Annotated in this window: 23 protein-coding genes; 12 read left to right on the top strand and 11 right to left on the bottom strand. The window is 38.7% G+C overall.

Translation table 11 applies throughout. From position 1 onward, the window contains the following. Positions 1 to 6: 6 nt before the first annotated feature. The 3 genes from BME96_RS18815 (at position 7) to BME96_RS18805 (ending at position 2,335) form a co-directional block, all read left to right on the top strand. Positions 7 to 1,662, top strand: a complete 1,656-nt coding sequence (locus BME96_RS18815; RefSeq protein ID WP_071649908.1) for an FAD-binding dehydrogenase — start codon at positions 7 to 9, stop codon at positions 1,660 to 1,662. Between the two features lie 77 nt (positions 1,663 to 1,739). Continuing rightward, positions 1,740 to 1,946 carry a hypothetical protein gene (locus BME96_RS18810; protein WP_060678580.1) on the top strand — a complete coding sequence of 69 codons (207 nt, stop codon included), beginning with the start codon at positions 1,740 to 1,742 and terminating at the stop codon, positions 1,944 to 1,946. A gap of 62 nt (positions 1,947 to 2,008) precedes the next feature. After that, positions 2,009 to 2,335 (top strand): 4a-hydroxytetrahydrobiopterin dehydratase, encoded by a 327-nt coding sequence (locus BME96_RS18805; protein ID WP_083547527.1) that lies wholly within the window; start codon positions 2,009 to 2,011, stop codon positions 2,333 to 2,335. Positions 2,336 to 2,422: 87 nt separating this feature from the next. Here the strand turns inward: BME96_RS18805 and BME96_RS18800 are convergent, their stop codons facing one another. Beyond that, complete coding sequence (locus BME96_RS18800; RefSeq protein WP_071649907.1) at positions 2,423 to 3,277, bottom strand: DnaD domain-containing protein; 855 nt, start codon at positions 3,275 to 3,277, stop codon at positions 2,423 to 2,425. 247 nt (positions 3,278 to 3,524) lie between these two features. Beyond that, a complete protein-coding gene (locus BME96_RS18795) occupies positions 3,525 to 4,421 on the bottom strand; it encodes a ferritin family protein (RefSeq protein WP_071649906.1) in 897 nt (298 codons plus the stop codon). 155 nt (positions 4,422 to 4,576) lie between these two features. On the opposite strand from BME96_RS18795, the gene rlmH reads away from it, so the two are divergent. The 4 genes from rlmH to BME96_RS18775 all read left to right on the top strand — a co-directional run bounded on the left by rlmH (position 4,577) and on the right by BME96_RS18775 (position 8,300). Then, positions 4,577 to 5,056, top strand: a complete 480-nt coding sequence (gene rlmH, locus BME96_RS18790) for a 23S rRNA (pseudouridine(1915)-N(3))-methyltransferase RlmH (RefSeq protein WP_071649905.1) — start codon at positions 4,577 to 4,579, stop codon at positions 5,054 to 5,056. Between the two features lie 65 nt (positions 5,057 to 5,121). Then, positions 5,122 to 5,355, top strand: a complete 234-nt coding sequence (locus BME96_RS18785) for a hypothetical protein (protein ID WP_060678583.1) — start codon at positions 5,122 to 5,124, stop codon at positions 5,353 to 5,355. A 322-nt stretch (positions 5,356 to 5,677) separates the two neighbouring features. Further along, the gene (locus BME96_RS18780) at positions 5,678 to 7,780 is read left to right on the top strand and encodes a tetratricopeptide repeat protein (RefSeq protein ID WP_071649904.1); all 2,103 of its coding nucleotides are present in this window, start codon (positions 5,678 to 5,680) and stop codon (positions 7,778 to 7,780) included. A gap of 79 nt (positions 7,781 to 7,859) precedes the next feature. Further along, the gene (locus BME96_RS18775) at positions 7,860 to 8,300 is read left to right on the top strand and encodes a cell wall hydrolase (protein ID WP_019375826.1); all 441 of its coding nucleotides are present in this window, start codon (positions 7,860 to 7,862) and stop codon (positions 8,298 to 8,300) included. Between the two features lie 435 nt (positions 8,301 to 8,735). Here the strand turns inward: BME96_RS18775 and BME96_RS20095 are convergent, their stop codons facing one another. Continuing rightward, complete coding sequence (locus tag BME96_RS20095) at positions 8,736 to 8,864, bottom strand: hypothetical protein (RefSeq protein ID WP_019375827.1); 129 nt, start codon at positions 8,862 to 8,864, stop codon at positions 8,736 to 8,738. Positions 8,865 to 9,061: 197 nt separating this feature from the next. On the opposite strand from BME96_RS20095, the gene BME96_RS18770 reads away from it, so the two are divergent. From BME96_RS18770 to BME96_RS19715, 3 genes are all read left to right on the top strand, one after another. Then, on the top strand, positions 9,062 to 9,316 hold the full coding sequence (locus tag BME96_RS18770; protein WP_071649903.1) for a DUF6429 family protein: 255 nt from the start codon (positions 9,062 to 9,064) through the stop codon (positions 9,314 to 9,316). Between the two features lie 220 nt (positions 9,317 to 9,536). Continuing rightward, positions 9,537 to 10,421: an AbaSI family restriction endonuclease gene (locus tag BME96_RS18765; RefSeq protein ID WP_071649902.1), complete on the top strand. Its 885-nt coding sequence runs from the start codon at positions 9,537 to 9,539 to the stop codon at positions 10,419 to 10,421. A 256-nt stretch (positions 10,422 to 10,677) separates the two neighbouring features. Beyond that, on the top strand, positions 10,678 to 10,827 hold the full coding sequence (locus BME96_RS19715) for a hypothetical protein (protein WP_156036077.1): 150 nt from the start codon (positions 10,678 to 10,680) through the stop codon (positions 10,825 to 10,827). A 189-nt stretch (positions 10,828 to 11,016) separates the two neighbouring features. Here BME96_RS19715 and BME96_RS18760 read toward each other — a convergent pair whose 3' ends face one another. From BME96_RS18760 to BME96_RS18730, 7 genes are all read right to left on the bottom strand, one after another. Beyond that, positions 11,017 to 12,849, bottom strand: a complete 1,833-nt coding sequence (locus BME96_RS18760; RefSeq protein WP_071649901.1) for an exo-beta-N-acetylmuramidase NamZ family protein — start codon at positions 12,847 to 12,849, stop codon at positions 11,017 to 11,019. A gap of 34 nt (positions 12,850 to 12,883) precedes the next feature. Further along, positions 12,884 to 13,252, bottom strand: coding sequence for a PTS sugar transporter subunit IIA (locus BME96_RS18755; RefSeq protein WP_071649900.1), 369 nt, complete (start codon positions 13,250 to 13,252; stop codon positions 12,884 to 12,886). Next, positions 13,253 to 13,999 (bottom strand): ChbG/HpnK family deacetylase, encoded by a 747-nt coding sequence (locus BME96_RS18750; RefSeq protein WP_071649899.1) that lies wholly within the window; start codon positions 13,997 to 13,999, stop codon positions 13,253 to 13,255. 15 nt (positions 14,000 to 14,014) lie between these two features. After that, positions 14,015 to 15,304, bottom strand: a complete 1,290-nt coding sequence (celB, locus tag BME96_RS18745; RefSeq protein ID WP_071650067.1) for a PTS cellobiose transporter subunit IIC — start codon at positions 15,302 to 15,304, stop codon at positions 14,015 to 14,017. 18 nt (positions 15,305 to 15,322) lie between these two features. Next, positions 15,323 to 15,622, bottom strand: coding sequence for a PTS sugar transporter subunit IIB (locus tag BME96_RS18740; protein ID WP_071649898.1), 300 nt, complete (start codon positions 15,620 to 15,622; stop codon positions 15,323 to 15,325). Positions 15,623 to 15,655: 33 nt separating this feature from the next. After that, positions 15,656 to 16,954: a 6-phospho-beta-glucosidase gene (locus BME96_RS18735; RefSeq protein ID WP_071649897.1), complete on the bottom strand. Its 1,299-nt coding sequence runs from the start codon at positions 16,952 to 16,954 to the stop codon at positions 15,656 to 15,658. 129 nt (positions 16,955 to 17,083) lie between these two features. Continuing rightward, complete coding sequence (locus BME96_RS18730; RefSeq protein ID WP_071649896.1) at positions 17,084 to 19,003, bottom strand: BglG family transcription antiterminator; 1,920 nt, start codon at positions 19,001 to 19,003, stop codon at positions 17,084 to 17,086. Positions 19,004 to 19,579: 576 nt separating this feature from the next. On the opposite strand from BME96_RS18730, the gene BME96_RS18725 reads away from it, so the two are divergent. After that, complete coding sequence (locus BME96_RS18725; protein ID WP_071649895.1) at positions 19,580 to 22,306, top strand: ATP-dependent DNA helicase; 2,727 nt, start codon at positions 19,580 to 19,582, stop codon at positions 22,304 to 22,306. A 176-nt stretch (positions 22,307 to 22,482) separates the two neighbouring features. Next, the gene (locus BME96_RS18720; RefSeq protein WP_071649894.1) at positions 22,483 to 22,686 is read left to right on the top strand and encodes a hypothetical protein; all 204 of its coding nucleotides are present in this window, start codon (positions 22,483 to 22,485) and stop codon (positions 22,684 to 22,686) included. Between the two features lie 677 nt (positions 22,687 to 23,363). Here the strand turns inward: BME96_RS18720 and betA are convergent. Further along, positions 23,364 to 25,049 carry a choline dehydrogenase gene (betA, locus tag BME96_RS18715; RefSeq protein WP_071649893.1) on the bottom strand — a complete coding sequence of 562 codons (1,686 nt, stop codon included), beginning with the start codon at positions 25,047 to 25,049 and terminating at the stop codon, positions 23,364 to 23,366. Between the last annotated feature and the right edge of the window lie 231 nt (positions 25,050 to 25,280).

Genomic DNA, 25,280 nt, shown 5'->3' with positions numbered 1-25,280 from the left:
AAAGTCATGGAATATGATGTAATTGTGGTCGGTGCAGGTCTGGCAGGATTGGTGGCAACCGCTGAAATAGCGGATGGTGGGAAAAAGGTTCTCCTATTGGATCAAGAACCGGAAGCATCTATTGGCGGTCAGGCCTGGTGGTCCTTTGGTGGATTATTTCTGGTTGACTCACCTGAACAGCGGCGAATGGGGATTAAGGATTCCCAAGAGCTTGCCTGGCAGGACTGGTTGGGAACTGCTGGTTATGATCAAGAGGATGACGCAGATTACTGGGGGAAAAAGTGGGCAGAGGCCTATGTTAATTTTGCAGCAGGAGAGAAGCGCGAATGGTTGACTAGCATGGGCGTGAAATTCTTTCCAGTTGTCGGTTGGGCAGAACGAGGCGGTTATCATGCTGGTGGTCACGGTAATTCCGTCCCCCGCTTTCACATTACATGGGGCACCGGTCCAGGAATCGTCGAACCATTTGTACGACGCGTCAGGGAGCATATAAAAACAGGGAAGGTGATCTACAAACCACGTCATCGGGTTGATGAATTGATTCAAGAAAATGGCCGGATCACAGGTGTTCAGGGCTCTGTACTTGTTCCAAGTATGGCTTTACGCGGGGAGAAGAGTCCACAGGATGTGGTGCGCGTGTTTGAAGCAAAAGCAGAAGCTATCCTCATAACAAGTGGTGGGATCGGAGCCAACTTTGATCTTATCCGGGAAAACTGGCCAGCACGACTGGGAATCCCTCCGGAACAAATGTTGTCAGGAGTACCTGCCCATGTGGATGGACGTATGTTGCTAATTTCAGAGGAAGCGGGTGGGCGAATCGTAAACAAGGATCGCATGTGGCATTATACCGAGGGAATAAAAAACTGGAATCCGATTTGGGAAAAGCACGGAATCCGTATACTCCCAGGGCCATCTTCTGTTTGGCTTGATGCTACAGGGCATCGACTTCCTTCTCCTAATTTTCCTGGTTTTGACACACTGGGGACATTAAAGGCGATTAAGGATACCGGCTATGACTATTCCTGGTTTATCCTTACTAAGAAGATTATCGAAAAGGAATTTGCTCTTTCCGGCTCGGAACAGAATCCTGATTTAACAGGAAAAAGCATCTCCAAAGTACTTAGTCGAGTCCGACCTGGTGCCCCAGACCCGGTTCAGGCATTTCTTGATAAGGGCGAAGACTTCCTTACTGCCGATACAATTGATAACCTCGTCATGAAAATGAACAAACTTACTGGAGCAAATCGATTGAATGTGGATCGTGTGGTAGAGCAGATCCGTGCCCGTGACCGGGAAATCGATAATACTTTTACAAAAGATCTTCAAATTACCGCAATGCGAGGGGCACGAAACTACCTTGGTGATAAACTAATCCGCGTGGCCAAGCCACATAAAATCCTTGATTATCGAAATGGACCATTAATTGCTGTTCGCCTTCATATTATTAGCCGAAAAACACTGGGAGGATTGCAAAATAACTTATCAGCACAGGTGCTGGATGAGCAGGGTGAGGTCATTCCTGGACTCTATGCAGCAGGAGAAGTAGCCGGCTTTGGTGGAGGAGGGCTGCATGGCTATCGCTCTCTTGAAGGCACGTTCCTCGGAGGCTGTTTGTTTTCCGGAAGGGTTGCTGGAAGAGCGATTGTATCGGATTTAACATAGATATTGAACTTGTTTAAGGATTGCTTTCCACTTTTCCACATAGGATATAGAAACAATGCTGTAAGAGGTGATGCTGCATGTACAAAGATACGAAAAAAGCAATTAAAATAAATCTATGGATCGGGGGAATCACCCTTCTATTCTTTGTTATCCTATCGATGGCTACGGATCAATGGGGCTTCTTCTTTTGGGCGCTTTGGAGTGTCTTTCTTGTATTTGTGATTAGCCTTTCGCAAATTAGAAAACATGAAAAAGCGAATAACCCCAAGCCCCCACCTGGTTGAATAATAGACCTTAACTTTTTGTCCAGCCGAAAAAAGGGAATAGAAAACGAGGAGGGATCGTAATGAAATACAAGACAGAAGATGAATATGAAATGATACCAGTAACGGCGGAATGGCTGACTAAGGAATTAGAGAAGCTGCCTGAATGGGAGCAGCTTGATGACAAATGGATTGCCCGACAGTATAAATTCGCCAGCTATATGGATGGAGTGCAATTTGCCAATCAGATTGCCGAATATGCAGAAAAGCGGCAGCATCACCCATTCATTGCCATCGATTACAAAAAGGTCACGTTGAAAATTTCCTCCTGGCGGGCAAAAGGAGTAACCGAATTGGATTTAGAAATGGTTCGTGACTTTGATGAAATATATGAAAAAGAAAAGAAATGATCTCTTTATCGATAAGGACAAAGCCCGATTTTAATCTATTTCGGGCTGACCCTATTTTTATTAACGTAACAAACGTTCCTTCCACACTTAAGAAAAACGTGCCAGCAGACGTTCAAGCTCTTCCCTTTGCTCTTCTTCTGTTTCCAAATATTCTTCCGGGATGCCCTCCCGTTTTTGTGCCGCCATTTCAGCTTGCTCCCTCTTATTCTTGATAAACCAATCAGGTATTTGCTCCTGTCTTAATTGGTCAAAAAGGTTCGTCTTTTGTTCTTTCTCTTCTTTGCGAACACGGTAATTATTCTCTTCCTCTTTGGCAGCAGCTACATCTTCAATACCTTTATTTCTCCATGCATGCAAAATAGCCTTCACATATCCCCAATGACTTTTTCCCTGCTCTAATGAACGCTTCATTGCTTGGATAACAAGCGCATCTCCAACATCATCTATCCAATAAATAAGTTCTTCTGTAATATATGTATTTGGTTCACCGAAATTATCGAAGTAAAATAATTTAGCGCCTGTAGCAGCTTCTTCTTCTTGTTTCTCTTTTATTTTTGTTTTTTGTTTATGTTTAATTAATGGGCTCAACTTGTGGCTCAGTTTTTGGTCCGAAGTGTAGTCCACTTTCTCTTCATGTGGTTCCATTTCTGAAGATGTATCGGCATATAATTGGACCACATGGTAGACCGCAGCTTGATTTCCTCCTTGGGAAGTCACTTGAATAAATCCGTTTTCTTCTAATTCTATTCGAGCTCGCTTAAAACTACTAGCTGATAATCCAGATTTATCCTGCAGCTTGGAAGCAGCTACGGTAAACGTTTTTCGCCAAAGCAGTTTATTATTGATGTCGATCAATGTTAGCCAAAGGGATCTGGCCTGTATTGAAATTGGCTCCAGATCAATTTTCAAATGGAATGCATTCATTTGTTTAATATAATTCATCTTGTCTTCTCCTTTAAAAACCTCTTTATAACTACTATCGAAGGAGGAAGATAAAAGGGGGCATCCAAAAGAGAATTTTTATTCTGAAAGGTAAATTTCCCGTCTGTCAGGTGAAAATAGATGGACAAGAAAGGCTAAAAAAAGTCACCATTTCAAGGGAACTACCGTGTATAGGTGAAAAAGATTGTTGTGTGCTTCTCCTGGTAGAACAAAGAAGCACACACCAACATCCAGTAAACACAGTAAATTAATCTCTCGCCAGCCCTCTTTCAAATGCTGCCAAGTGATTAACAGAGGCATTACGTAATTGGGTGAAAACTGTCCTGACATCTGCAGGGAGTTCCATGGATAAAAATCGATCGTACATGGAAATATTATCAATTTCTCCATCAACTCCAGCAGCAAATGCTTCTTTCAAATTTCCGGGTGTAGTTACGAAAGCCTGAGCTGTATTTTCTGGTACAGAAATTTGGTACATATCAAATAGTGGGAGTAACGCGTAAATATGTCTTAATTCTGCTTCTTTTATTTGGGAAAATGTCCGGACGTTGCCAAAGGTCTGGAGGATATTATCATACCTTGCTTGTGCCAGAAATTCGTCTTGCAGAGCATAAGTGAGCATTTGAGGTAATGTTAGTGTAGTCGCATTTAATGCGCCTTTTGCTCCAAAGTCGGGGATCTGGCGAGTGTGATTTTTGCCATTATAATTAGCTAACATAAAATACATAAACCACACTGCATGGTTTTGTTCATCTGCAGCTACACGACGGAATTTCTCTTTTATTGTTGGATCCTCCGCCCGATCAGAAATACCTAAATAGAAATCAACCGTATTTTGTTCATCCTGAAATGCATAATCAATTCCAGCCAGGTAGTCATCTGGGCATCCTTCCATTAAAGTGTGGGATGGCTGCATACCGGTTAGCTGCATATAAATGGAGCTGAATATCTGAAGATGCCGGCCTTCATCCCGCTGTATTTCTTGAATTCTTTTCCTTTCCCATTCCGTAGGTGCTAATTTTGCCAATTTTCCATAGCAAGAAATGGCGCTATATTCACCGTTAATAGCTTTTTGAATGTCTTCTATAAGCGAAGCATCCTGTGAAGGACGGTTAGTATGGTTGTAGAAATCATTGGAATACATAGTCTTCCTCCTTAAAATTTACCTCTTATCCATGTTATGCATAAGGATTGGGCAAGAGTGCTTGTTCAGTTTCTTGAAAAGAATATAAGGTTCTTACTAAAGGAGGCTTGAATTTGATAAAATGAATGTAGAATGAAAAACAAAGGATGAAAACAATGAAAATAACCATCGTGTCGGTAGGGAAGCTAAAGGAAAAATATTTGAAGCAGGGTATCGCGGAATATATGAAACGACTCAGCGCCTATGCGACTGTAAATATCATGGAAGTACCAGATGAAAAGGCACCTGAAAACATGAGTAAGGCAGAGGAAGAGGAAGTAAAGCGCAAAGAGGGACAACGCATTCTCTCTCATCTTAATCAGGACACGTTTGTTATCACACTGGAGATTGAAGGCAAGATGCTGACATCCAAACAGCTTGCGGCTAAGCTGGATGGGCTCGCCACATACGGGAAAAGCAAAATAGCTTTCGTAATCGGAGGATCTCTCGGGCTAAGTGAAGAAGTTACCAAACGAAGTGATCTTGCTCTATCTTTTTCAAAAATGACATTTCCACACCAGCTTATGCGGATGATTTTATTGGAGCAAGTGTACAGGGCGTACCGGATAAATAAGGGACAGCCATATCATAAGTAGCAGAAACAACATGTAGACATGTCCGCCAATGAGGATTTTTAAATCGTAGGGGAGGGTGAAACCGTATGGAGAAAGCCAAAAAGAAAACCCCCTTTCAAGGGAGTAATCGTGAGTTATTTTATGTAGGTTATATTTTGCTCGTATCATTACTTTCTAATATCCTGCCGTTTCATGTGAAATATGCATTTATCCCGTTACTTGTAGTTTTGGCGGTCAATATATACGTACATACGGAGCATTTTGTGAAAATGAAGCTAGCTTTAGTGATTGGGTTTATTTTACTCATTTTACTGATTTGAAACGTCTTTGTAAGCACATCTCCCTGTTGCTTCGTAACACTCTCGATAAATACTCCACTGACAGCCAACCCCCGCCAGATGTTATAATTTCAGCTAACAGGGTAAAGCCATAGAGATACATATTTTTTTTAAAAATTTCTATGGTCTAAAATAGTGCAAATATCCTCATAAATTGGGGGTTTCTGTCGAATAGTGTATAGATAAGAACCTTTAAATAAAACGGAATGTAGTAATGGAACAAGTATAAGAGGAATAAGAATAGATGTACGCTGAAATAACCCGATTTATAGAGTCATAAAAATATATAATGTGAGGGATTATCGTGACGACGGAAAATAGACGAATTAATAAATCCTATTATCAAACGATTTTAGATAAAAGCAAACAAGGACACCCAGTAAGCATATTGGGCGATATGTACATGGAAGAAATGCAAAAACAGTGGCCAGATCTTTCTTCCATTCGCTATGCCCAGGGAGAAATTTATTACCAGAATAACGATTATGAAGCAGCGATCTTTAAATGGCAGCAGCCACTGGAAGAGGAGCTTATTCCATGGGCACAGAAGAATATAGCTGATGCACATGTAGAGTTGGGATTGTTGGAGGAAGCAGAAGGACTTTATTTGCAGGTTGATTCCCCATCCCTTGTATTGAAGTCGGAAGTACTTATGCAGCTATTCTCGTTATATGTACAGCAAGGAAATCAGCGAAAAGCAGTTAGTACGATAAAGGAAGCGGTAAGTCTAAATCCTGATTATTCCCGTGTAACAGAGATAGCCCAGACATACTTCGAGGACATAGGTGAGTGGGATCATGCAGTAGAACTCGCAGTGAATGAAACGATTCGAACTAAAACCAGCTATTGGATGGGAGTTTTATCAGGCTATGTGCAGCAAGGGCTAACGGTTGGTTACAGACCGGATTATTTTAATGATTTGCTTGTACATATACTTGCAATGGATCGAGACCGTTTTGAAGACATGACAGAGGTGTTATGGAATAGCTATCGACAAAGCCCGTATTATATCGAGTGGTTACGTGTGATTAACCAGCTTCTCCTGGAAGCTCATGAGGAGCTGCCATATGTTTGGAGGAAGCTTCCGGCATTATACCAAGAGGCTTACTTCGACTTGATTAATGGCGATTATTTAATCAGGGAGATTTCAGACTTAATCCAGCAGCATTTAACGAATTGGTTGGATATAACAGCAGAATCAGATGCGTTGGCTTCTTCCGCTGCTATACTGGCATGGGATAAAACGATCCCTTCGATGCTTGATGAACAACTTGTCAGCAAAGCCGAATATCAATTTGAAACCACAACACCACAGCAGCATGACTCAAAGGATGGCATGATCCTATTTGAAGCCATTAAAGCATGGGCTAAAAAAGAGGGATTGCTCCATGATTTAACAGAAGTCACAGATCCTATTCTACGTAATTCCGACATGGAAGCGGCGAGTCCGTCGAGCATACGGGAAGTATTGAAGGTAGCCATTGAATTTCTGCTGGAACAAAGAGTCGAATTGGAAAAAGGTATCGAGGAAGAGATCGAATGGAATGAAGCATTACTGGCAAGCTTGCAGAATATCCATCAACAGCTCGGAGATATGGAGCAAGAAACTACCGAGCATATGACAGAATCCTTCCGTACGATGAAAAATAATCTATCCAAACGCGTTATGACTGAACTGCCGAAGCAATTACAAAAAAGTGCCAGCATCATTCAGGATGACAGTGACTTTTCCAAGATCAATGAGGAACTAAACGAGGAAATGAACAGACGAATTGTCGTCTTTATGAAAAACTTCGTCCATCATGATGTGAAACAAGCGGTACAGCAATGGATTAATGAATGTAAAAGAGAATTCCAGGAAAATCAAGCAGCATGTAACGAATTCAGCCAGACGGTTAATCAGCAATACAACGAAGAGAAGATTGACCTGCAGGCCGATTTTAAAGTGCTCGAGGATTGGCAGAGAGATTTGGAACGGATTTCCCGCGGTATGCTACGCTTTGAGAAAATGAATATTTTCATGCGTAATACACCATCCCAGTTATTTTTAAAGGGTGCAGGCAAGCTATTCAGCTCCATTTCCAAGAATAACGAAATGCTTCATAGCAGATATAAAAATTATATTGAAAATGAGGATTACACGCCAACAGCAAAGGAAATTATCGACCCGTTCATGCAGCAATTGGAATTGTTTGAAGGATCGATCGAGTGGGATGTGAACAGGTTCTTCGCCAGCCCTGTAGATATTGTGAGCCAGGAAACGGAAAAGGTAGAAGCAGATATTGAAAGCCATACTGCTGACTTACAAAAGATGCATGACAAACCGGAAACCTACCGTGATCCATTAACTTTGTTTGAAGTGAGACGCCGTCAGTACGAATTGACGAATACAATCAGCAAGGTCTAAAGCCAAAAAGCTATCTGAAATCTGTAATCAACTATCATCTTTATAAATTTTCATCATATAATTTTTAGAGGTGATAAATATGGCAAGAGTAGCATACACAGAGAATGACGTGAACTTAGTGGCAAGGATGATGCGGGCAGAGGCTGAGGGAGAAGGGCAGCTGGGGATGCTGATGGTTGGTAATGTCATCGTCAACCGTTTAGTTGCCAATTGCTTAGACTTTCGAGATTTACGATCCATATACGACGTAATTTTTCAAATACAGGGAGGCAATTACTCTTTCGAGGCCGTCCAAAAAGGCAATGTTTTTTACAACAGAGCACGTGGTGTTGAAAAGAGATTAGCCAAAAGAGTGCTAGATTCCTGGAGAGAGCACCCATCCAGGTTTGCGCTATGGTATTTTAATCCATATGCTCCATGCCCTCCAACATGGTATGGTCAGCCATTTACAGGACAATATAAGCTTCATTGCTTTTACGAACCAGCGGCGAATACATGTGAGGGTGTGTATATGGGATAGGTGGTTGGAAGCCTTGTGTGAGGGGGACTCATGCAGGGCTTTTTGCTTTGGTTTTATGTATTCTAAGGAAGTGGGGGACCCATTGATTTCCACTACAGGGGGACGCTTTCCACCGGCATGGCTTCAGCCGCTTCCTCCGCTACGCTCCGTCCAGGGTCTTCAGCTCATGCTATTCCGGTAGGAGTCGCCCCCTTCCGCTCCAATCAATTAGTATATGCGTTTATTTTATTGATTTATTTTCCATTGACCTTATACTCAGTAACTTATTTCACCATAAAAAATAATTTCCCGAAGCGATGTATTTTGCTTATAATTGAAATGAATGTGAGATAAATAGAAATAACCCCAGCTCCTTTTTGAGGAACTGGGGATATTTTTGTTAGAGCGACTAGTTGATGCGTTTGTTTATCCTAGGTGTGTTGGCTTTCTATGCAATTACATGTCCCTGGCGGTGTCCAGTGTCAATCTAACCAGGTTTCCATTTGCATCACCCAAAAACGATAAGGCAAAGGCAAATGGAAGCACAAAAACATACATATTTAGTTTCACCCATTTTCGCAGCAATAGCACCCCTCCTTCTTAAGACTAAGTATAATCGGAAAGAGATAAAATATTCAATTATTTTCATTTTTAGATAGTAGTTTTAAGCCATATTTAACTGTTTCAACTCTTGGCAAGCTTAGAATTTTTGGTTTAATTTGGTAGAATAAAGATAGAGCATTCTGGAAATTAACAAACAATACCGATGAGGAGGATAAAAAATGAGTGAGAAGAACATGGATCAGGTGGTCAGAGACTTAACACTAATGCTGCTTTACTTAACTTCGTGGGAGGAAGAGGGCGTTGATGGGGAGTATCACCGAGCTTGGAAAGGCTATCCATTTGAAGTGTTGGATCAACTAAGAGATGAAGAAGAATTAATTTCAGGAAGCAATCGGTCAAAGTCAGTCTACATGGGAAAAGAAGCAGTGGAGGAAGCGCAGCGTTTGTTGGAGAATTATGGGGTGATGGAGTAGAATACAGTTGCTTTTAGAATATGAAAATGATAATTAATTTCCAAAATTATCCTCAATTCGTGGTAAAATTAAGAAAAGAATATGTGTAATTCTTCCTTAAGATATCCAACGGTCTGGAAGTACCAACGATGTAAAAACTATGATAGTTAATTACTGTTGCGACAAACAAGTAAAATGATGTAAGAATTCGAAAAAAAACCTAATTAAAAGGTGTGTATAAATGAATAAACGTGATTACTTAATAAAAACTTTTTCACGAACTAAAAGAAAAGATTATGAGAATTATATTTTAACTGCGATTTGGCACAAATTAGATAACATGGATATTAAACCTGTGAGCCAACAGTATATTAAACGTCAAAATGGTACCCATGCATTGATGGATTTGTATTTTCCGCAGCTACACATTGGGATAGAAGTGGATGAAGCGTATCATCAAGATAATCAAAAAGAAGACAAACTTCGTATGGATGATATTATCTCTGCTGTTAGTGAAGAATCTATTAGAGATTTTAAATGGTTTAGAGTTGATGCTACCAGGTCGTTAGAAGAGATAAATGATAGAATTAATGAGATCCTATCATTTATTAAAAATAAGGCATCCAAAACTACATTAAAATGGAAGACATATGAAGAAGAATTAAAAGAATTGAAGCAACAAGAGTATTTATCCATTTACGATGACTTGTCATTTATGGACATAAAGGACATTGCAAATACTGTGTTTGGGAAGAACGCCAAAAGATATCAACGCAGTTATTTTAATGTGGGAGGTAAAATGTGGTTATGGTGTCCTAAGCTCTCAATTATTGTAAACGAGAATGCTCTCTCAGTAGCTGGTGGTTGGCTAAACTTCTTGGCAGAGGACTGGTCATATATTGATGAATCTCATCAAGACGATACAATTGTTGAAGAAAGAAAAAACAACTATATGGAAGAAGTCAACTTTGGTCGTGAAAGAGCCGTATTTGCAAAATATAAAGATAATCTTGGCTTTAATAGATATAGGTTTGTTGGGACTTTTAAGATATCAGGTATCTCCCCTGAAAATAGGAATTTTATTAGGTATTTACGTGTAGATGATAAGGTGAAAATTGTAAAGTAGTCTATGAATAGACTGTAATATTTGATGAAAACAGCAATTGTAATATTTATCGACAATTGTAACGAGTTCCCGAAGTAATAGGCAATAAAACTAAAAAGTGAATATAGGTTATATCAACAATGTCAGTCATTCTTAGGAGAAGTTAGGTAAAGGGACTTTTATGGATGACTGGCATTTTTGTGTTTGTGAGTGACTGCTTCTATGTTATAGGACAGATAATCTCAAATATACTTTAAAATTTAAGGAGGTGATAAAAGTGGCTGTTAAACATATACCAACTGGAATTGTGCATAGTGGGACAAAAGGTGGAAGTACTGGTTGTGGATTTAATACGAAGGAAAGTTCTAGTCACTGGGTAAATACTAGTTCCAAAATAACTTGTGACAAAAATGGTTGTAAGAACTAGCTCTACAAAATAAAGTGGCATACTTCCAGAAGAGACAGGCAATTTAACTTACAATACTATTTTCTTTGCTTGTAATTGAATTTTAGAGAGAAATAAATAACGACCCTGTAAAATTCCTGGGTCGTTATTTTAGGCTTGAAGCATTTTTTAACTTGGTAATTTTTAATCCCTTTTTAACTTAAAAAGCATTTAATGAGCCAAATCAACTACTAATCTCGAAGAAAATTCTGGGGTATTGTACTTAACTCCTTCTTTCTTCAAATCTAATTCAGCAATGAACGATTCATTTTTAACATAATAGTTGATACTTGAGACGATAGGGCTTTTATCTATTTGAACTATACCACCTTCCCTATCTAAGTCTCCTCCAACTTTGCCGTAAGGAATTTTTATAAATAGCTTGCCATTTTCCTCCTCAATGGAATAATCGCTGATGTCATTGTTTAGGTCGAGCACGACTCTTGTTGAGTCTGAATGAACACCATACCGAATATTTTCTATATATGGTACGGAGACAGTTACATCACGACTTGCTATAAGATTTTTATAGGTAGCTATAACTTTCCCTTTACCTTCTTTCGTAGGTTGAAAAATTCCATCATTTATTTTTCCAATATTGTTTGTAACCTCCCACTTAATGGAAGATGGGGAAATTTCAAGTTTCTTCCCCTCTTTATCAAATCCCTGTACTTTTAAATCAACACTTTTTCCAGGGGTAATTGATATATCTAACGGTAATATCCCTAAATAACTTCTCTCCTTATAAGGACCTGTCTTTTTTGGGAATGGAACATAAAGAAGGTATTGGTTGCGAACTTCTGTTACCCACCTATCTAGCTCGGATTGCCAAGAATCTATTATTTTATTAACAGGTTCATCATTTTTTATCATAGTAGGTACTTCTGGATCACCAATTAGATTTGCATAACTTGACGTCATTTCAAATTTATCCGGGTTTTGATCTCTCATAGCATCAACTAAATTTAGCCCTAATTCTACTAAATTTATTTTTGTAGGTTCTTTTATATGAACCTGAACACCTCCAACTCTTTCCCCGCTATACTTACCAAACATAGGAGTATAATAGGCTGGGCGGAAGGTAACGCCATCAATATTTCGTTTTTTCATTTCTTGAGCTAAAGCTTCGCCATCCAACCATGGTGCGCCTACTAACTCAAAAGGCTTTGTTGTACCTAATCCAACGGAAAGGGTTGTATCATCTAACAATTCCGTTCCAACATATAAATAAGCAGATTCCTTTGTTGGTATGTTTGGTGAAGGTTGGACCCAAGGCAGGCCAGTATCTTCGTAATGCATCGTTCGTTTCCACCCCTTCATTTTGGAAACCTTCAAATTCACTCCCATGCTATATTCGTGATTCCACATGGTAGCTAATTCCCCTACAGTCATTCCGTGTCTTACTGGTAGCAAAAATCTTCCCATAAAACTAACCGTATCTTTCGAGCGAAGTGGCCCTTCAACTTTTTCGCCATCTATAGGGTTTGGCCGATCTAGCACAATTAGTTCCTTATCAAATTCAGCTGCTGCTTCCATGGCGAAACCTAACGTATAAATATATGTGTATACGTTCGATCCAATGTCCTGTATGTCAAACAGGAGTACATCAACATCTTTTACCATATCCTTTGTAGGTTTCCAGGTAGGACCATATAAGCTATATACAGGTAAACCAGTTTTTTCATCAACATATGATTCAATATATTTTCCTGCTTCCTGGTCCCCTCTTATTCCATGCTCTGGCCCAAATAAAGCTGTTAAATTTACGTCAGGATGCTCAAATAATAGATCAATATCACTTTTAAGGTTAGTATCGACCCCAGTGGGGTTTGTTATTAAACCGACTTTCTTACCCTTAACCCAATCAACGTGTTTATCTAAAAAGGTTTCAATACCTGGAGTGACTTTCTTGCCTTTTTCCTTTGCTTCAGTCTCAGTCCCATTAATATATAGCACTAATCCCAATATAGTCAGGAATATAAAAGTAAGTTTACCAAATTTCATAACTACACCTCACAAAATTTTGTCAGCCTTTACCTTAATTTTTCTTCATTTCTAACCTCTCTATTACCTTTGATAATCGCTCCATCTTTTGTTCCGTTTCTATTTGCCTTTTATACATCTCAATCATTTCTTTAATAAGATCTTTTTCAGAGATTACCGTCATTAGATGATCCTGCGCATGCATTAACAATACTTGTAGATTCTTTAATTCACCATTTGAATCTTGTTGCAAGAATTTGGTTTGGATTTTATGGGCAGCTAGTAATTCATCCGATGCAAGCTTAATTTTTTCGTCTGTTCCTTCAAATTCACCATTCCTGGCATCAGCTAAGGCTTCATGTAAATAAACTTTGGCATTCCCAGCATGCATTATAATCGACATGGAAAAGTTATCAACGTTCATTTATATCCCTCCATAGTGCACGAGTTGTACGTTTTGCTCGTCTAGACATTTTCTAATTCTGTTGCTTACTAAGATTTCTACCTCTTTCATTCTCATTTGTTGATAACTACTTGTCTTCGTTAACCAGGTATCTAAAAAGCCGGGATGGCACATTATTTCAGAGGTACCTTGATCTAGATTGGTAATCATGTTTATCAAGTATTCTTCTGTCAAATTATTTTCACCATAAAAATTAAAATGAAAATAATCTGTCCTTGGCACTGTTGCTGTTACTGTAGTATTAGTAAAGACTCTTACAGGTAATTTATAATCATGAGCTACCTCATAAACTATCTCTAGCGCACCGGGAATATGCAGATGCATATGATGGTGACTATCAATATGTGTCACATCTATCCCCCAGGAAAGGAGAAGTTCTAGTTGTCTTTTTAACTCTTCTTTAATGTCAGTTCCTTTTGCATTTTCAACTAAGTCCTTGCCTTTAAGAAAATTATTTTTATTATCCGTTAAGCTAGGTACTGAAGGAGAAAGAGGTTGGCCTGCATCTAAAACAAAATGCAAACCAATTCCTAAATAAGAATAGTGTTTGGCTTCCTGCAAGCAATCCTTTGAAAAACTTGTATTAACCATGGCAGTCGTGCTGGAAACCAGGCCATATTGATGGGCATATAGAATCCCAGCAGTTACGCCAGGGCTTAATCCAAAGTCATCTGCATTTATAATTAATCGACGTTGTTTAAGATCCATATAGAGTCACCTACTTTATTTCGCTTTCATCATCTTCTCGGAAGCCTCATCTTTTTTTGTTTCACTTTCTTCTGCCAGTAATTGCTTATCATACAAACGGAAAAACGGATAATATATTGCCATTGCTACAAAGATATTGAGCATCATTAATACTCCGCCACGCCAGTCACCAGTGGTTAATATTCCTGAGAATGGTGGAGGAGTCGTCCATGGTACAATGACATAAGGCTTTCCAACGAAACCGAGAGTCATGGAAAAATAAGTAATCATACCAACTGCTAGTGGTGCCAATATAAACGGAATAACAAGCAGAGGATTCATTACCACAGGTGCTCCAAAAATAACCGGCTCACTAATATTAAACATACTAGCCCATATAGAACCCCTGCCCAACCCTTTTAAATGCTTCGAACGTGCACGCCAAACGAATAAAATGGTTAAAGCTAAGGCCATGCCTGATCCACCTACAGCCCACCAAATCGCCATAAATGGCTGCCCTACTACGTGAGGCAATGCCTCTCCTGCTTGATGTGCTGCAACATTTTGATCTGTAAGACTATACCAGATTGGAGCCATGATACTGGCAACAACTGAAATTCCGTGAATACCAAACGACCAGAGTAAATGAATAAGAATGATAGCAACCATTGCACCCCAGAAACTTCCTCCAACCATTTGTAAGGGTTCTCTTAGAAGTGCCGCAACTACTCCGTGGAGCGATAAATCTAGTGAAGTTTTTAAAATGACATCCACACCCCATACAATAAAAACAATTACTGCCCCCGGTATTAGTGCTGTAAATGCTCTCCACACAGAGGGAGGGACTCCGTCTGGCATACGGATAATAATGTTCTTTCGTTCAAAAAGGCGGTATATTTCTACCGTGAATATAGCTAATACGATTGCTATAAATAAGCCTTCACTTCCCATTAAATTAAGCGGAATGTTACCCTCTTCTGTCATAGGAGTAGCAACAAAAAAGGCAGCTATACTCAGCACCCCTGCTGATAGTCCATCCATTCCGTAACTTTTCGCAAGATTATAGGCTATGGAGAAAACGGCTATTAAACCCAAAAGTCCGAATGTCGCATTTACAGGAATATTTAGTGTCGGAGCATAAGGTTTCATGTATTCCGCCCAAGAAGGCACAGGCGGAGAAGATATGATAAGAAAGATACTACCTATAATTAGCAACGGCATTATTGCAATAATTCCGTCTCTTATTGCCTTTAAATGCCGCTGCTCAGCCAATTTTCCGGCAACTGGCATAAAGTAACGTTCCATAAATGAATTAAATCGTTCCATCATTGTTAATCCTCTCCTTTAGATTAATCCCAATGCTTGATCCAACACTTTCTCACCGTCGGTTGTTCCATAGGCCCTCATTTCTATGATGTCAATGGGAACATTTGCAGAATTAGCCTTTTTGAATAACTCATTCTTTTTGTAGCGGATCTGAGGGCCTATTAAGACAACATCAGCGCTCTTTAATTGTTCATCAATATCGTCAACAGAATGTGCTTCAATTTCTACGTCTAATCCTCGTTTTCCGGCAGCTTCTTTCATCCTTTCCACAAGCAAACTAGTACTCATTCCTAATGCACAAAGTAAAGTTATTTTCATTTATATTGACTCCTTTATAGCGTAAAATTTATTTTAATGAAATGCTGGTAAATAATGCTCATTAACCTCGAGCATTTCGTTAAGAACTTTTTTAGCTACATCAGTAGATGGTAATAGTGGATGCATAGCTAATGCTTGAAATGCAAGGTTCCAACTCCCCTTCACAGCGGCCTCTATCGTTAATTCCTCATAAGCTTTTACATGTTGAAGCAATCCTCTAATTTGGGGACTAACATCTCCTACCAACATTGGTGTAACCTGGTGCTTTTCTACAACACAATTCACTTCAATACTTACGTTATCCGGCAAACAAGCTATTGTCCCGTTATTTCTTACATTCAGGGTGTGTATATTGCCAGTATTGAGATGGAGAGAGCAGATCAAATTTATAGCAGCTTCTGAATAAAATGCGCCACCCCGCTGATCAAGTTCCTTTGGTTTCTGAGTTAAATCAGGATTTTTAAATAACTCAAATAGCCCTTTTTCTATTTCTTGTACCTGATCTGCTCTTGTTTTATTTTCTCTATATTGTTCAAGCTGTTCTTTCAAAATTTTATCTGTCTGATAGTAATATTTATGATAGCCACAAGGTATGGCTCCTAATGATTGCAAGAAGTCAACATCCCAACCAAAATCAGGGATATTTTTAGCCTCGTAACTCTGTGATTTTCCTGTAAGGATATCATCTATTTTTGACTCGCCATTTATAAAAAGACCAGTGATCCATATCAAATGATTAATTCCAGTGAAATTGATGCTAACTTCTTCTATTGGCACATGATAGATGTCTGCAAATTTTTTATAGAAATTTATAGGATTATTGCATAAGCCGATCACCTTTACTGAACTGTGTTTTAGAACTGCTTCCGTTATAATGCCTGCAGGGTTTGTAAAGTTTAGTAGCCATGCATCTGGCGCAAGTTCTTCTATGTCTTTACAAATATCAAGGATGACTGGTATGGTTCTTAGCGCCTTCATAAAACCGCCAGCGCCAGTAGTTTCTTGTCCAATAACGCCATGTTTAATAGAAATATATTCATCATATTTTCTCATTTTCAATTGGCCTACCCTGATTTGAGTAATAACATAGGACGCGTCTTTAATGGCCTCCCTTCGATTTAAGGTTGCGACTATTTTAATTGAAGTGTGACTTTCTTTAACCATTCTATTTGCAAGTTTTTCAATAATAGCAAGCTTTTCTTCACCCTCTTTAACATCAACCAACCAAATTTCAGAAACGTTTAGGATGTCTTGATTCTTCAAAATGCCTTCAATTAATTCTGGTGTATAGGAAGATCCTCCTCCCACAACGGTAAGCTTAATGACACTCACCCTCCTTTAAAATAGATTTATTGCTATATACCTATAGTATTGTGTAAGCGCATTCATTAAAAGGCAGTATTTTTCCGTTGGCAAAGGAAATTAAATAAATAAAAAAAGCAAAGGAGTTTCCCTTTGCTTTTAAAGTTGCTGTACTACCTTAAGCACCTGGTGGTATGTCTTGCAATCAAGCAACTGATGTACTGTTGATCTATTATCAACCAATCTTACCAGAGAGTGGAACATAGGCTTCAAATCTTCTTTTTTACTCTTATTTACGTTTAGTAAAAAGACGACTTGAACAGGTTTATCACCCCAAACAATTGGTTTTTTTAATGTCATCAAACACCAAAAGGTTTTATCGGTTTTTTGCTCAATGGGGTGGGGTATTGCTACTAAGTTACCAAAGCTAGTGGGAGCGTAACTTTCTCTCTCCAGGACAGAATCAATGTAATCTTCTCCTACGAGCCCCCTTTCCAACAGATGATTCCCAAGGAATGTAATAACCTCCTTTGGTGAACTAAGATCATAATTTATAAAGGTATGCTCTTTTTCCAAATACCATCTATCCTTTTTCTTTTCTCCATCTATAGCGGTTTCAATTTGTTTAATATCCGTTTCTCCAAGAATGGTGCTCACATAGATGAGAGGAATACTAGTTTGCATATCAATTGGTACGGTAGTAATTATAAAATCTAGGTCACTGGGTATCGTGTTCTCCAAGTTATATAGTTCCGTAGTTCCAATGATTTCTAATTGATCACTAAATTGATTGGTAAGTTTATAAGAAAGAAGTTCGGCACTACCCATTCCCGACGCACACACAATTAGGCAACGCTTTTTGCGAACGTTTCTCGTTTTTAACCGTTCTTGGGCAGCTTCGATATGTAGAGCCAAAAAACCAATTTCATCCTCATTTAGTTGAATCTCCATTACCTCAGCAAGTACTTTGGAACCAATCAAAGCAGCTTCAAAAGAAAGTGGATAGGATGTTTTAATTTCTTCCAGCATGGGATTATAAATATTCATGCCCTGTTTGTATCGATTAATTGCCGGTTGTAAATGTAAGCATAAGTTAAATAATAATTTATTATCTCCAGCTAAATGTAAAGAACATTTCTCTTCTATACGCTGAATCATGCTTTGAGCTAATTCTACTATTTTCGTGTCCATTATTTTATTTAAATCAGCTCGAGTTCCATCTAAGTTATTTGATAGTTTCGTTCCCTTTAAATGTAAAGCTAAATATGCAATTTCCTTTTCCGGGAAAACTATATCTATGTCTCTCTCGATATCCGTTAGAATTTTCCGTCCAACTTCATATTCTTTTGTGTCTCTTAGTTCTAGATAGTCTTCGCTGTTTATATCAAACATATTACTCTCTTTAATTCTTCTGCATGCTAGAACAATATGGGTAAATAGATTTTGTAAACAAACATCTGCAACCACTATATGATGCTTCCGCAAATTATTTATTAAATGAGTATAAATTAAATTCGTTTCCTCTGAAGAAAAGTTACCCAATTGAGCTACGTCGTACTTTTTTCCATCTAATTTCTCACGCAAAAGGTAGGCAGAGATACAAAAGCGAATCTGTTTTTCATCCCCTTTTACTATCACTCCGTAATTTGGTTTGTGTTCCAGTTGCAAATTATAACTATCAAGGATGCCTCGTACTTCCTTCAAGTCAGTTTGCAATGTAGATCGACTAATAAACAGCATGTCGGATAAATCATCTAACTTAACATAGGATGTATTCATTAATAGAGTTTCCAGTATAAATTTAATTCTGGATTCCGGTTCTATGGGGACGTTACTTCCAATCTTATTCCACTTTCCTAAGAGGTCTATGAAATAACGTTTATCTTGCTTAAGTGAAAAGCCCTTCCCGCGGATGGAAGTAATACATAAATTTTCCGTTTCTAAACTACGGTTAATCTCTTTTATATCATTTCGGATGGTCTTAGAACTCACGTGTAATGCCGCAGCAAGTTCACTGCTTGTTACATCCGTATCAACTTTAATAAGATATTGTATAATCTTTATCCATCGAGAATTCATTTTCATCCCTCGTTATTAGAAAATTATATATATTATAACATAATTAGGGTGAATGTTTGGTTAATAGATTTACATGGGTTAAGTTGTTGGCTTACTGCCTATGTGGGGAATAATATATTGTTATAGGACATGATGTAGACTAAATATTACCAAATTTATCCTAAATATATGGTAGAATAAAGGAGGGGGTTATGGTTTAATGTCTGTTGAGTTAAGTAAGAAATTTTCAATAATTTTTGATCGACAAAATATTACAAAATGCGGAAAGTGACAGGCACCTGAACCAAGAATATTTTACTGGGGCAAGATCTAAAAATTGAAAAAAGACAGTCTAATATATGAATCACCTGATCGTAGTGCTTTAACCAATAGTAAAGATATGATAATAGAAGAAAATATAAAAAATATTAATATAATAGAAAACATTGATATAGAAAGCTTAAAAAAACAGTATAATATATGTTGAAGTATGTTTATAGAGCAAAATTAAAGAGTATGATTTAAACTGTAAAATTATATTTAAATTCTATATTATAATAAGGATGAAATTGATAGTAACTTTATTGGAGGTGCAAAATGTCTAATGTAATACTTTTAAGAATAGACTCACAGATTATGAATATAAACAAGGTTATTTGTCGTCACATAGACAACCTTGCCACTTCACCAAGAGGCATAGTTTCACAGGACATCCTGTCTCAACTACGCAACTTTGTGGAACATATAATGCTGAAGATTTACGCCAACGGCCAAGACATAGATAACAACTATGATAATATCTGCGCAGCAGTTGGCTTTGTAAAAACACAGGGCAAACTAAAAGTACTGAGGCAGTTTCATGATTATTTGCAAATCGTAGCATCACACTATACGCTTGACGAGGAAAACTCAGAGCGGTTAATGCTAAAATATTATGAATACCTTTTGAAAATCAAAAACCTCATGCATGATAGGTTTTCCCTTGCAGTTCTTTGCAATCTTGACAAGTTTCCGCTGAACATGGATTCAAACATGCAGGAGTATTATGAAAAGATTGCCGCCAAGGTAGAACACTATAATATACAGAGTGTTGGAAAATCCGATAAATACTATATTCAAAAAATTAAGCCAGTCTTTGTCGATCAACGAGTTTACTATGAGGTAACTTTTACACCTGCTAATGATTATGCGAGCAAGTTTAACCGTGTTATCGCTTTTACGCGTTTAGAAATAACCGACAACTATGCAGTCAAATTTGCCCTTGCTCAAGACAGTATTGAAATCCTCGGCAAATCAATGCCTATCATTGTTATCGTAGGTTGGGAAGTCGCAATTCGAGATTGTGAGTTTAAAAATTTTACAAGTCTGATTAGAGGAACAGCCGTTAAGACAGGCTATGCAGAACAACAGGGGATCTCATTATTTTTAACATCGACCGGGTTTAATCTTACGGAACTAATTAATTTTCCCGATGAGGAATTTCAAAAGATTAAACAGCAAGCTACAGAACGATCCAAGACGGTTGTTTTCTTCGATGATTTAGAGCGTTGTCGTGCAATAACAAATGCAAACGGTACGGGCAAAAATCTTCTACATTATTTACTTTACCGTATGAATAATAAAATTATAAAGAACCAGCATCATAGCCTTGCAAACAATAATTTGTCCGGGCTTTTTGTGAAAAACGGTTGTATCCCGTTCGACAGGATGCCCTTTAATTCCTCGCCATTAGGACATAATCCCAGACTAGTCGATTTATTCGCTTGCATTAATGCCGAGGAACGGCAGCATGAAATACTTGCACGTCTGATTAGAAACAACACCGAAATTAAAGGAGAACTTTTTACGTCCGTAAAGAATATTGTTGGATTTGATGATATAGTAGCATTAGTAAAAAACTATAACTCTACTTTATGGCACGGTCATCTTGAGAACAGTAGATTAGTGATTGAAGCTGGTCAAATCTTCATTAATGGATATAAAAACAATACACGGTTTATTATTGGTGAACTTGAAGAGCTAGCAAAAAGCGGAGTTGAGAACTACTCAAATTCGGTAAAAGCATGGTTGAGCGAACCTAACCACGGTGTTGACTGTGACGAGAAAAAAGAGGCTTTAACTCAAATGTTTGAACACTCAAGAGTGGCTCTAATGTACGGATCGGCCGGCACGGGAAAGTCTACGCTCATAAACCACATAGCACATTTCTTTGCTGATAAGAAAAAGCTGTTCTTAGCACAGACCAACCCCGCTGTGGATAATTTGAAACGCCGGGTGAAAGCTTCCAACTGCACATTCTCAACGATTACAAAGTTTGTAAAAAGACAAAGCATTATTACTGACTATGACTTGCTAATAATAGACGAGTGCAGTACGGTGAACAATGGAGATATGAAGAATATTCTTAGCAAAGCTACATTTAAATTGTTGGTTTTGGTAGGGGATTCATATCAAATATCCTCTATCCGATTTGGTAACTGGTTCAGTGTGGCTCGTGAGTTTGTTCCCAAAAGCTCGGTGTTTGAATTAACCAAGCCTTATCGGAGCAACAACGAGGAATTGCTTACGTTATGGAGCAGAGTACGCGAGATGGATGATAACATTCTGGAAGCTATTACACGGCAAGGCTATTCCAACACGTTAGACGTTTCAATTTTTGCCCGTGCTGAAGCAGACGAAATAATTCTTTGTCTTAATTACGATGGCCTGTACGGCATAAATAACATTAATCGTTTTTTACAAGAGAGCAATCCAAGCGTTCCAGTGTTGTGGGGAGTTCAGCAATATAAGGTCAACGATCCAATTTTATTCAATGAATCTGACCGCTTTGCTCCTCTTATTTACAACAACATGAAAGGTCGGATAGTAGGGATAGAAATTCTTGATAGTGAAAAACCCACAGAACGTATACAGTTTGATATCGAACTGGGTATTACAATCAACGGCGTAGATGCCTACAATCAAGATTTTGAGCTATTGGACAATTTAGAAAGCGGTAACTCTGTAATACGTTTTTGTGTCAACAAACTTAAAAGCACAGATGAAGATGATGAAGGGTCTTCAAAATCGGTCGTTCCATTCCAAGTTGCATATGCCGTTTCTATCCACAAGGCACAAGGGTTGGAGTACAACTCTGTTAAAGTGGTCATAAATGATGAAGTTGAGGAACTTATAACACATAATATATTCTACACCGCTATTACCCGTGCGAGAAATAAGCTTAAAATCTATTGGACACCTGAGGTCGAGCAAAAGGTGTTGAGTAGCATAAAACCAAAAAACAACAATAAAGATATACAGTTGCTGAAAAATGGCATCCAATGATGTCTTTGGATAACAGTTTATTTAAAATAGTAAAAAAGCCTTTTAGCACTTAAAAGGGCATTTAAGAAATTTCACGACAAATTAGTGTAATTAAAAAACTATGGATATGTGATGATCGGTAAAAGATATTTCTTAGTTGATAAAATCTACGAGTTAGACTTAAAGAAGATAGCACCTTGAATACCCTCCAAAATGAGAGGTTTATGCTGTCACCTTGTCGAGAATTATATCATTACATGATGTTGAAAAAGGGATATGAAGCTAGTGATGCGGACGCATTGGTTCGTAAATACGCGAGGAGTGCACTAGCAAGGAATGCAGAAATAAGTGAATTATCGTTAGCTAAGATGTTTGAAGCTATTAAAAAGGATAATAACTAGTTGAGGAATACAATGGAAAAAGAGCGATTTGATGGACTGGGTAAATTTATAAACAATGCTGCTACTATTAGGAAACAACTGTGAAGTATAGCGTGGAGCGTTTATTTTAGATCATGAGGGTACTGGAATGGCAAAGAAAGAATTGGTAATAGTATTGGAAATTACAGTTTACGTCATACGTAAATAGTTAAAGGTACTAGTTATAAAGTTTATAAAGCAAAAATCAACGGAGGTTACATTTAATAAAGCTTTTAGAGAAGAATTAAAAAGTTAATTGAATGTAAAACTACCAGCTTCATGTGTTTCACATACACCTACACATGTGGAGTTTGAGCACAACGGTACAGATAGAAATTAGAAAAAGCCTGGTATACCGCACTCTAAGCTCATGATGATAAAGACATTACACACTCTCACCATAGGGGAGTCTGATGTTATTGGTTGCTAGTATCAAGCCAAGAGTAGACACTTATAGCCTGAAAATTATTATAAAGCGTTGGAAAACTCCAAGCCCTTATTTTTGCTTCTTAAATAACCACGTTGAACCGTATCAAAATTAACGATAAACAAAAGCGAGGATAAGGGTCTACTCCCCTTGCTCTTTCCTACAAAAAAGACCGTTCCCATAACAGGAACGGTCTCCTTCCAACTTTCCATAAACCAACACCATCACCAACTTACCCCTCAATCGTCCCTGCATCTGCGGGATGGACACCATGACGATAATAATCTTTATACTCCGGTTTCATAGGTTCGCGTCCAAGAATAATATCAGCTGCTTTTTCTGCCAGCATCAATACCGGTGCATGGATATTTCCATTGGTTGTAGTTGGCATGGCGGATGCATCTACTACTCGTACATTGTCCAGCCCATGAACTTTCATGGTATTTGGGTCTACGACAGCCATTGGGTCAGAGGCTGGTCCCATTTTGGCTGTGCATGATGGGTGAAGTGCTGTTTCTCCGTCTTTCTTGACCCATTCCAGAATTTCCTCATCTGTTTGGACAGATGGTCCGGGTGAAATTTCACCAGTGGTGTAAGGTTTCAATGCCGGTTGGGAAAGGATGTCTCGTGCAACACGTATTGCTTCCACCCACTCACGACGATCCTCTTCGGTAGATAAATAGTTACATACAATACTTGGATGCTCAAAAGGATTACGGGAACGGATCTTCAGGCTTCCTCTGGAGTTGGAATACATTGGTCCAACATGTACCTGGAATCCGTGGTCTGTATCTGCCTTTTGCCCATCATAGCGCACTGCTAGCGGCAGGAAGTGGAACATGAGGTTTGGATAGTCAACTTCATCATTCGAACGGACAAAAGCGCCACCTTCAAAATGATTGGATGATGCTGGACCAGTACGCCCTAGTAACCATTGCAAGCCAATCCAAGGCATTTTAGCTTTATTTAAGCTTGGTTGCATGGAAACTGGCTGTGGGCATGCATGCTGGATATATACCTCAAGATGATCCTCCAGGTTTTCCCCTACCCCTGGCAAGTGAACAATCGGGTCGATGCCTAATGAGCGTAAATGCTCTGCGTCTCCTACACCAGACAATTGTAATAGCTGTGGTGTGTTGAATGCACCACCGGAAAGAATGACTTCCCCTGCGTTAACGTGATAGGTTTTTCCATTCCTTTGGTATGTTACTCCTTGTGCTTTGGTACCATCGAAATTGATACTTGTAACAAACGCACGTGTCTCTACAGTTAGGTTTTTGCGGCGCATCGCTGGACGCAAATAGGCCCGTGAGGCAGAAACGCGTCTGCCATTATGCACTTGACTGTCAAATGGACCGAAGCCTTCTTGACGAAAACCGTTAACATCAGGTGTTCTTGCATAACCAGCTTCCACACCCGCTTCAAAAAAGGCTTGGAATAAAGGATTTTTTGCAGGCCCGCGCTTTAATTTTATAGGGCCATGATGCCCGCGGTAGTCATCCGTAGAATCAGATCCGAAGGCTGCCTCCAGACGTTTGAAGTATGGAAGGCAATGGGCAAAATCCCAATTTTCCATCCCTGGTTCAGATCCCCACTTCTCATAGTCCAATGGATTTCCGCGTTGATAAATCATGCCATTGATCGAGCTTGATCCTCCAAGCACCTTGCCTCTTGCATGGGCCACACGCCGTCCATCCATATAGGGCTCCGGATCTGTAGAATAGATCCAGTCATAAAAGCGATTGCCTGATGGGAACATTAAAGCTGCAGGCATTTGGATAAATAGATCCCAAAAGTAATCATTTCGTCCTGCTTCCAGAACAAGCACACTCCTATTCTTATCTGCACTTAGACGGTTCCCGAGTACAGAACCTGCACTGCCACCACCAATAATTACGTAATCATATGTTTGATTCATGTGATATACCTCCTTGAAGATAGTTAAATAAAATTCAGTACTCTGAAAAACGTTATCTTCAATTTATTTTTTATTAAGTTTATTTTATTTATTAAATATAATTTTAACGAATTGGCCAAAAGTAATGCACCATGAATTGAATCATGGCACAGCTTTTCTTTTTGGGAATCCGCCAAGACGTATGGCGGAAATACTCCATATAGTTCTAAACCTTCCTACGTAAGAAGAGTT

The sequence above is a fragment of the Virgibacillus halodenitrificans genome, from assembly GCF_001878675.1.
In the GTDB taxonomy this organism is placed as follows: domain Bacteria; phylum Bacillota; class Bacilli; order Bacillales; family Amphibacillaceae; genus Virgibacillus_Q; species Virgibacillus_Q halodenitrificans.
Note: the sequence above shows the minus strand (reverse complement) of the source record. Positions and strands in the feature narration are given on the sequence as shown.

Excerpts from the sequence above, each read along its gene's own strand:
- BME96_RS18770 (WP_071649903.1), top strand. The coding sequence starts at position 9,062 with ATGAGTGAGAAGAACATGGATCAGGTGGTCAGAGACTTAACACTAATG.
- BME96_RS18815 (WP_071649908.1), top strand. The coding sequence starts at position 7 with ATGGAATATGATGTAATTGTGGTCGGTGCAGGTCTGGCAGGATTGGTG.
- BME96_RS18800 (WP_071649907.1), bottom strand. The coding sequence starts at position 3,277 with ATGAATTATATTAAACAAATGAATGCATTCCATTTGAAAATTGATCTG.
- BME96_RS18805 (WP_083547527.1), top strand. The coding sequence starts at position 2,009 with ATGAAATACAAGACAGAAGATGAATATGAAATGATACCAGTAACGGCG.
- BME96_RS18760 (WP_071649901.1), bottom strand. The coding sequence starts at position 12,849 with ATGAAATTTGGTAAACTTACTTTTATATTCCTGACTATATTGGGATTA.
- rlmH (WP_071649905.1), top strand. The coding sequence starts at position 4,577 with ATGAAAATAACCATCGTGTCGGTAGGGAAGCTAAAGGAAAAATATTTG.
- BME96_RS18750 (WP_071649899.1), bottom strand. The coding sequence starts at position 13,999 with ATGGATCTTAAACAACGTCGATTAATTATAAATGCAGATGACTTTGGA.
- BME96_RS18775 (WP_019375826.1), top strand. The coding sequence starts at position 7,860 with ATGGCAAGAGTAGCATACACAGAGAATGACGTGAACTTAGTGGCAAGG.
- celB (WP_071650067.1), bottom strand. The coding sequence starts at position 15,304 with ATGGAACGATTTAATTCATTTATGGAACGTTACTTTATGCCAGTTGCC.
- betA (WP_071649893.1), bottom strand. The coding sequence starts at position 25,049 with ATGAATCAAACATATGATTACGTAATTATTGGTGGTGGCAGTGCAGGT.
- BME96_RS18725 (WP_071649895.1), top strand. The coding sequence starts at position 19,580 with ATGTCTAATGTAATACTTTTAAGAATAGACTCACAGATTATGAATATA.
- BME96_RS18755 (WP_071649900.1), bottom strand. The coding sequence starts at position 13,252 with ATGAACGTTGATAACTTTTCCATGTCGATTATAATGCATGCTGGGAAT.
- BME96_RS18795 (WP_071649906.1), bottom strand. The coding sequence starts at position 4,421 with ATGTATTCCAATGATTTCTACAACCATACTAACCGTCCTTCACAGGAT.
- BME96_RS18765 (WP_071649902.1), top strand. The coding sequence starts at position 9,537 with ATGAATAAACGTGATTACTTAATAAAAACTTTTTCACGAACTAAAAGA.
- BME96_RS18730 (WP_071649896.1), bottom strand. The coding sequence starts at position 19,003 with ATGAATTCTCGATGGATAAAGATTATACAATATCTTATTAAAGTTGAT.
- BME96_RS18810 (WP_060678580.1), top strand. The coding sequence starts at position 1,740 with ATGTACAAAGATACGAAAAAAGCAATTAAAATAAATCTATGGATCGGG.
- BME96_RS18740 (WP_071649898.1), bottom strand. The coding sequence starts at position 15,622 with ATGAAAATAACTTTACTTTGTGCATTAGGAATGAGTACTAGTTTGCTT.
- BME96_RS18785 (WP_060678583.1), top strand. The coding sequence starts at position 5,122 with ATGGAGAAAGCCAAAAAGAAAACCCCCTTTCAAGGGAGTAATCGTGAG.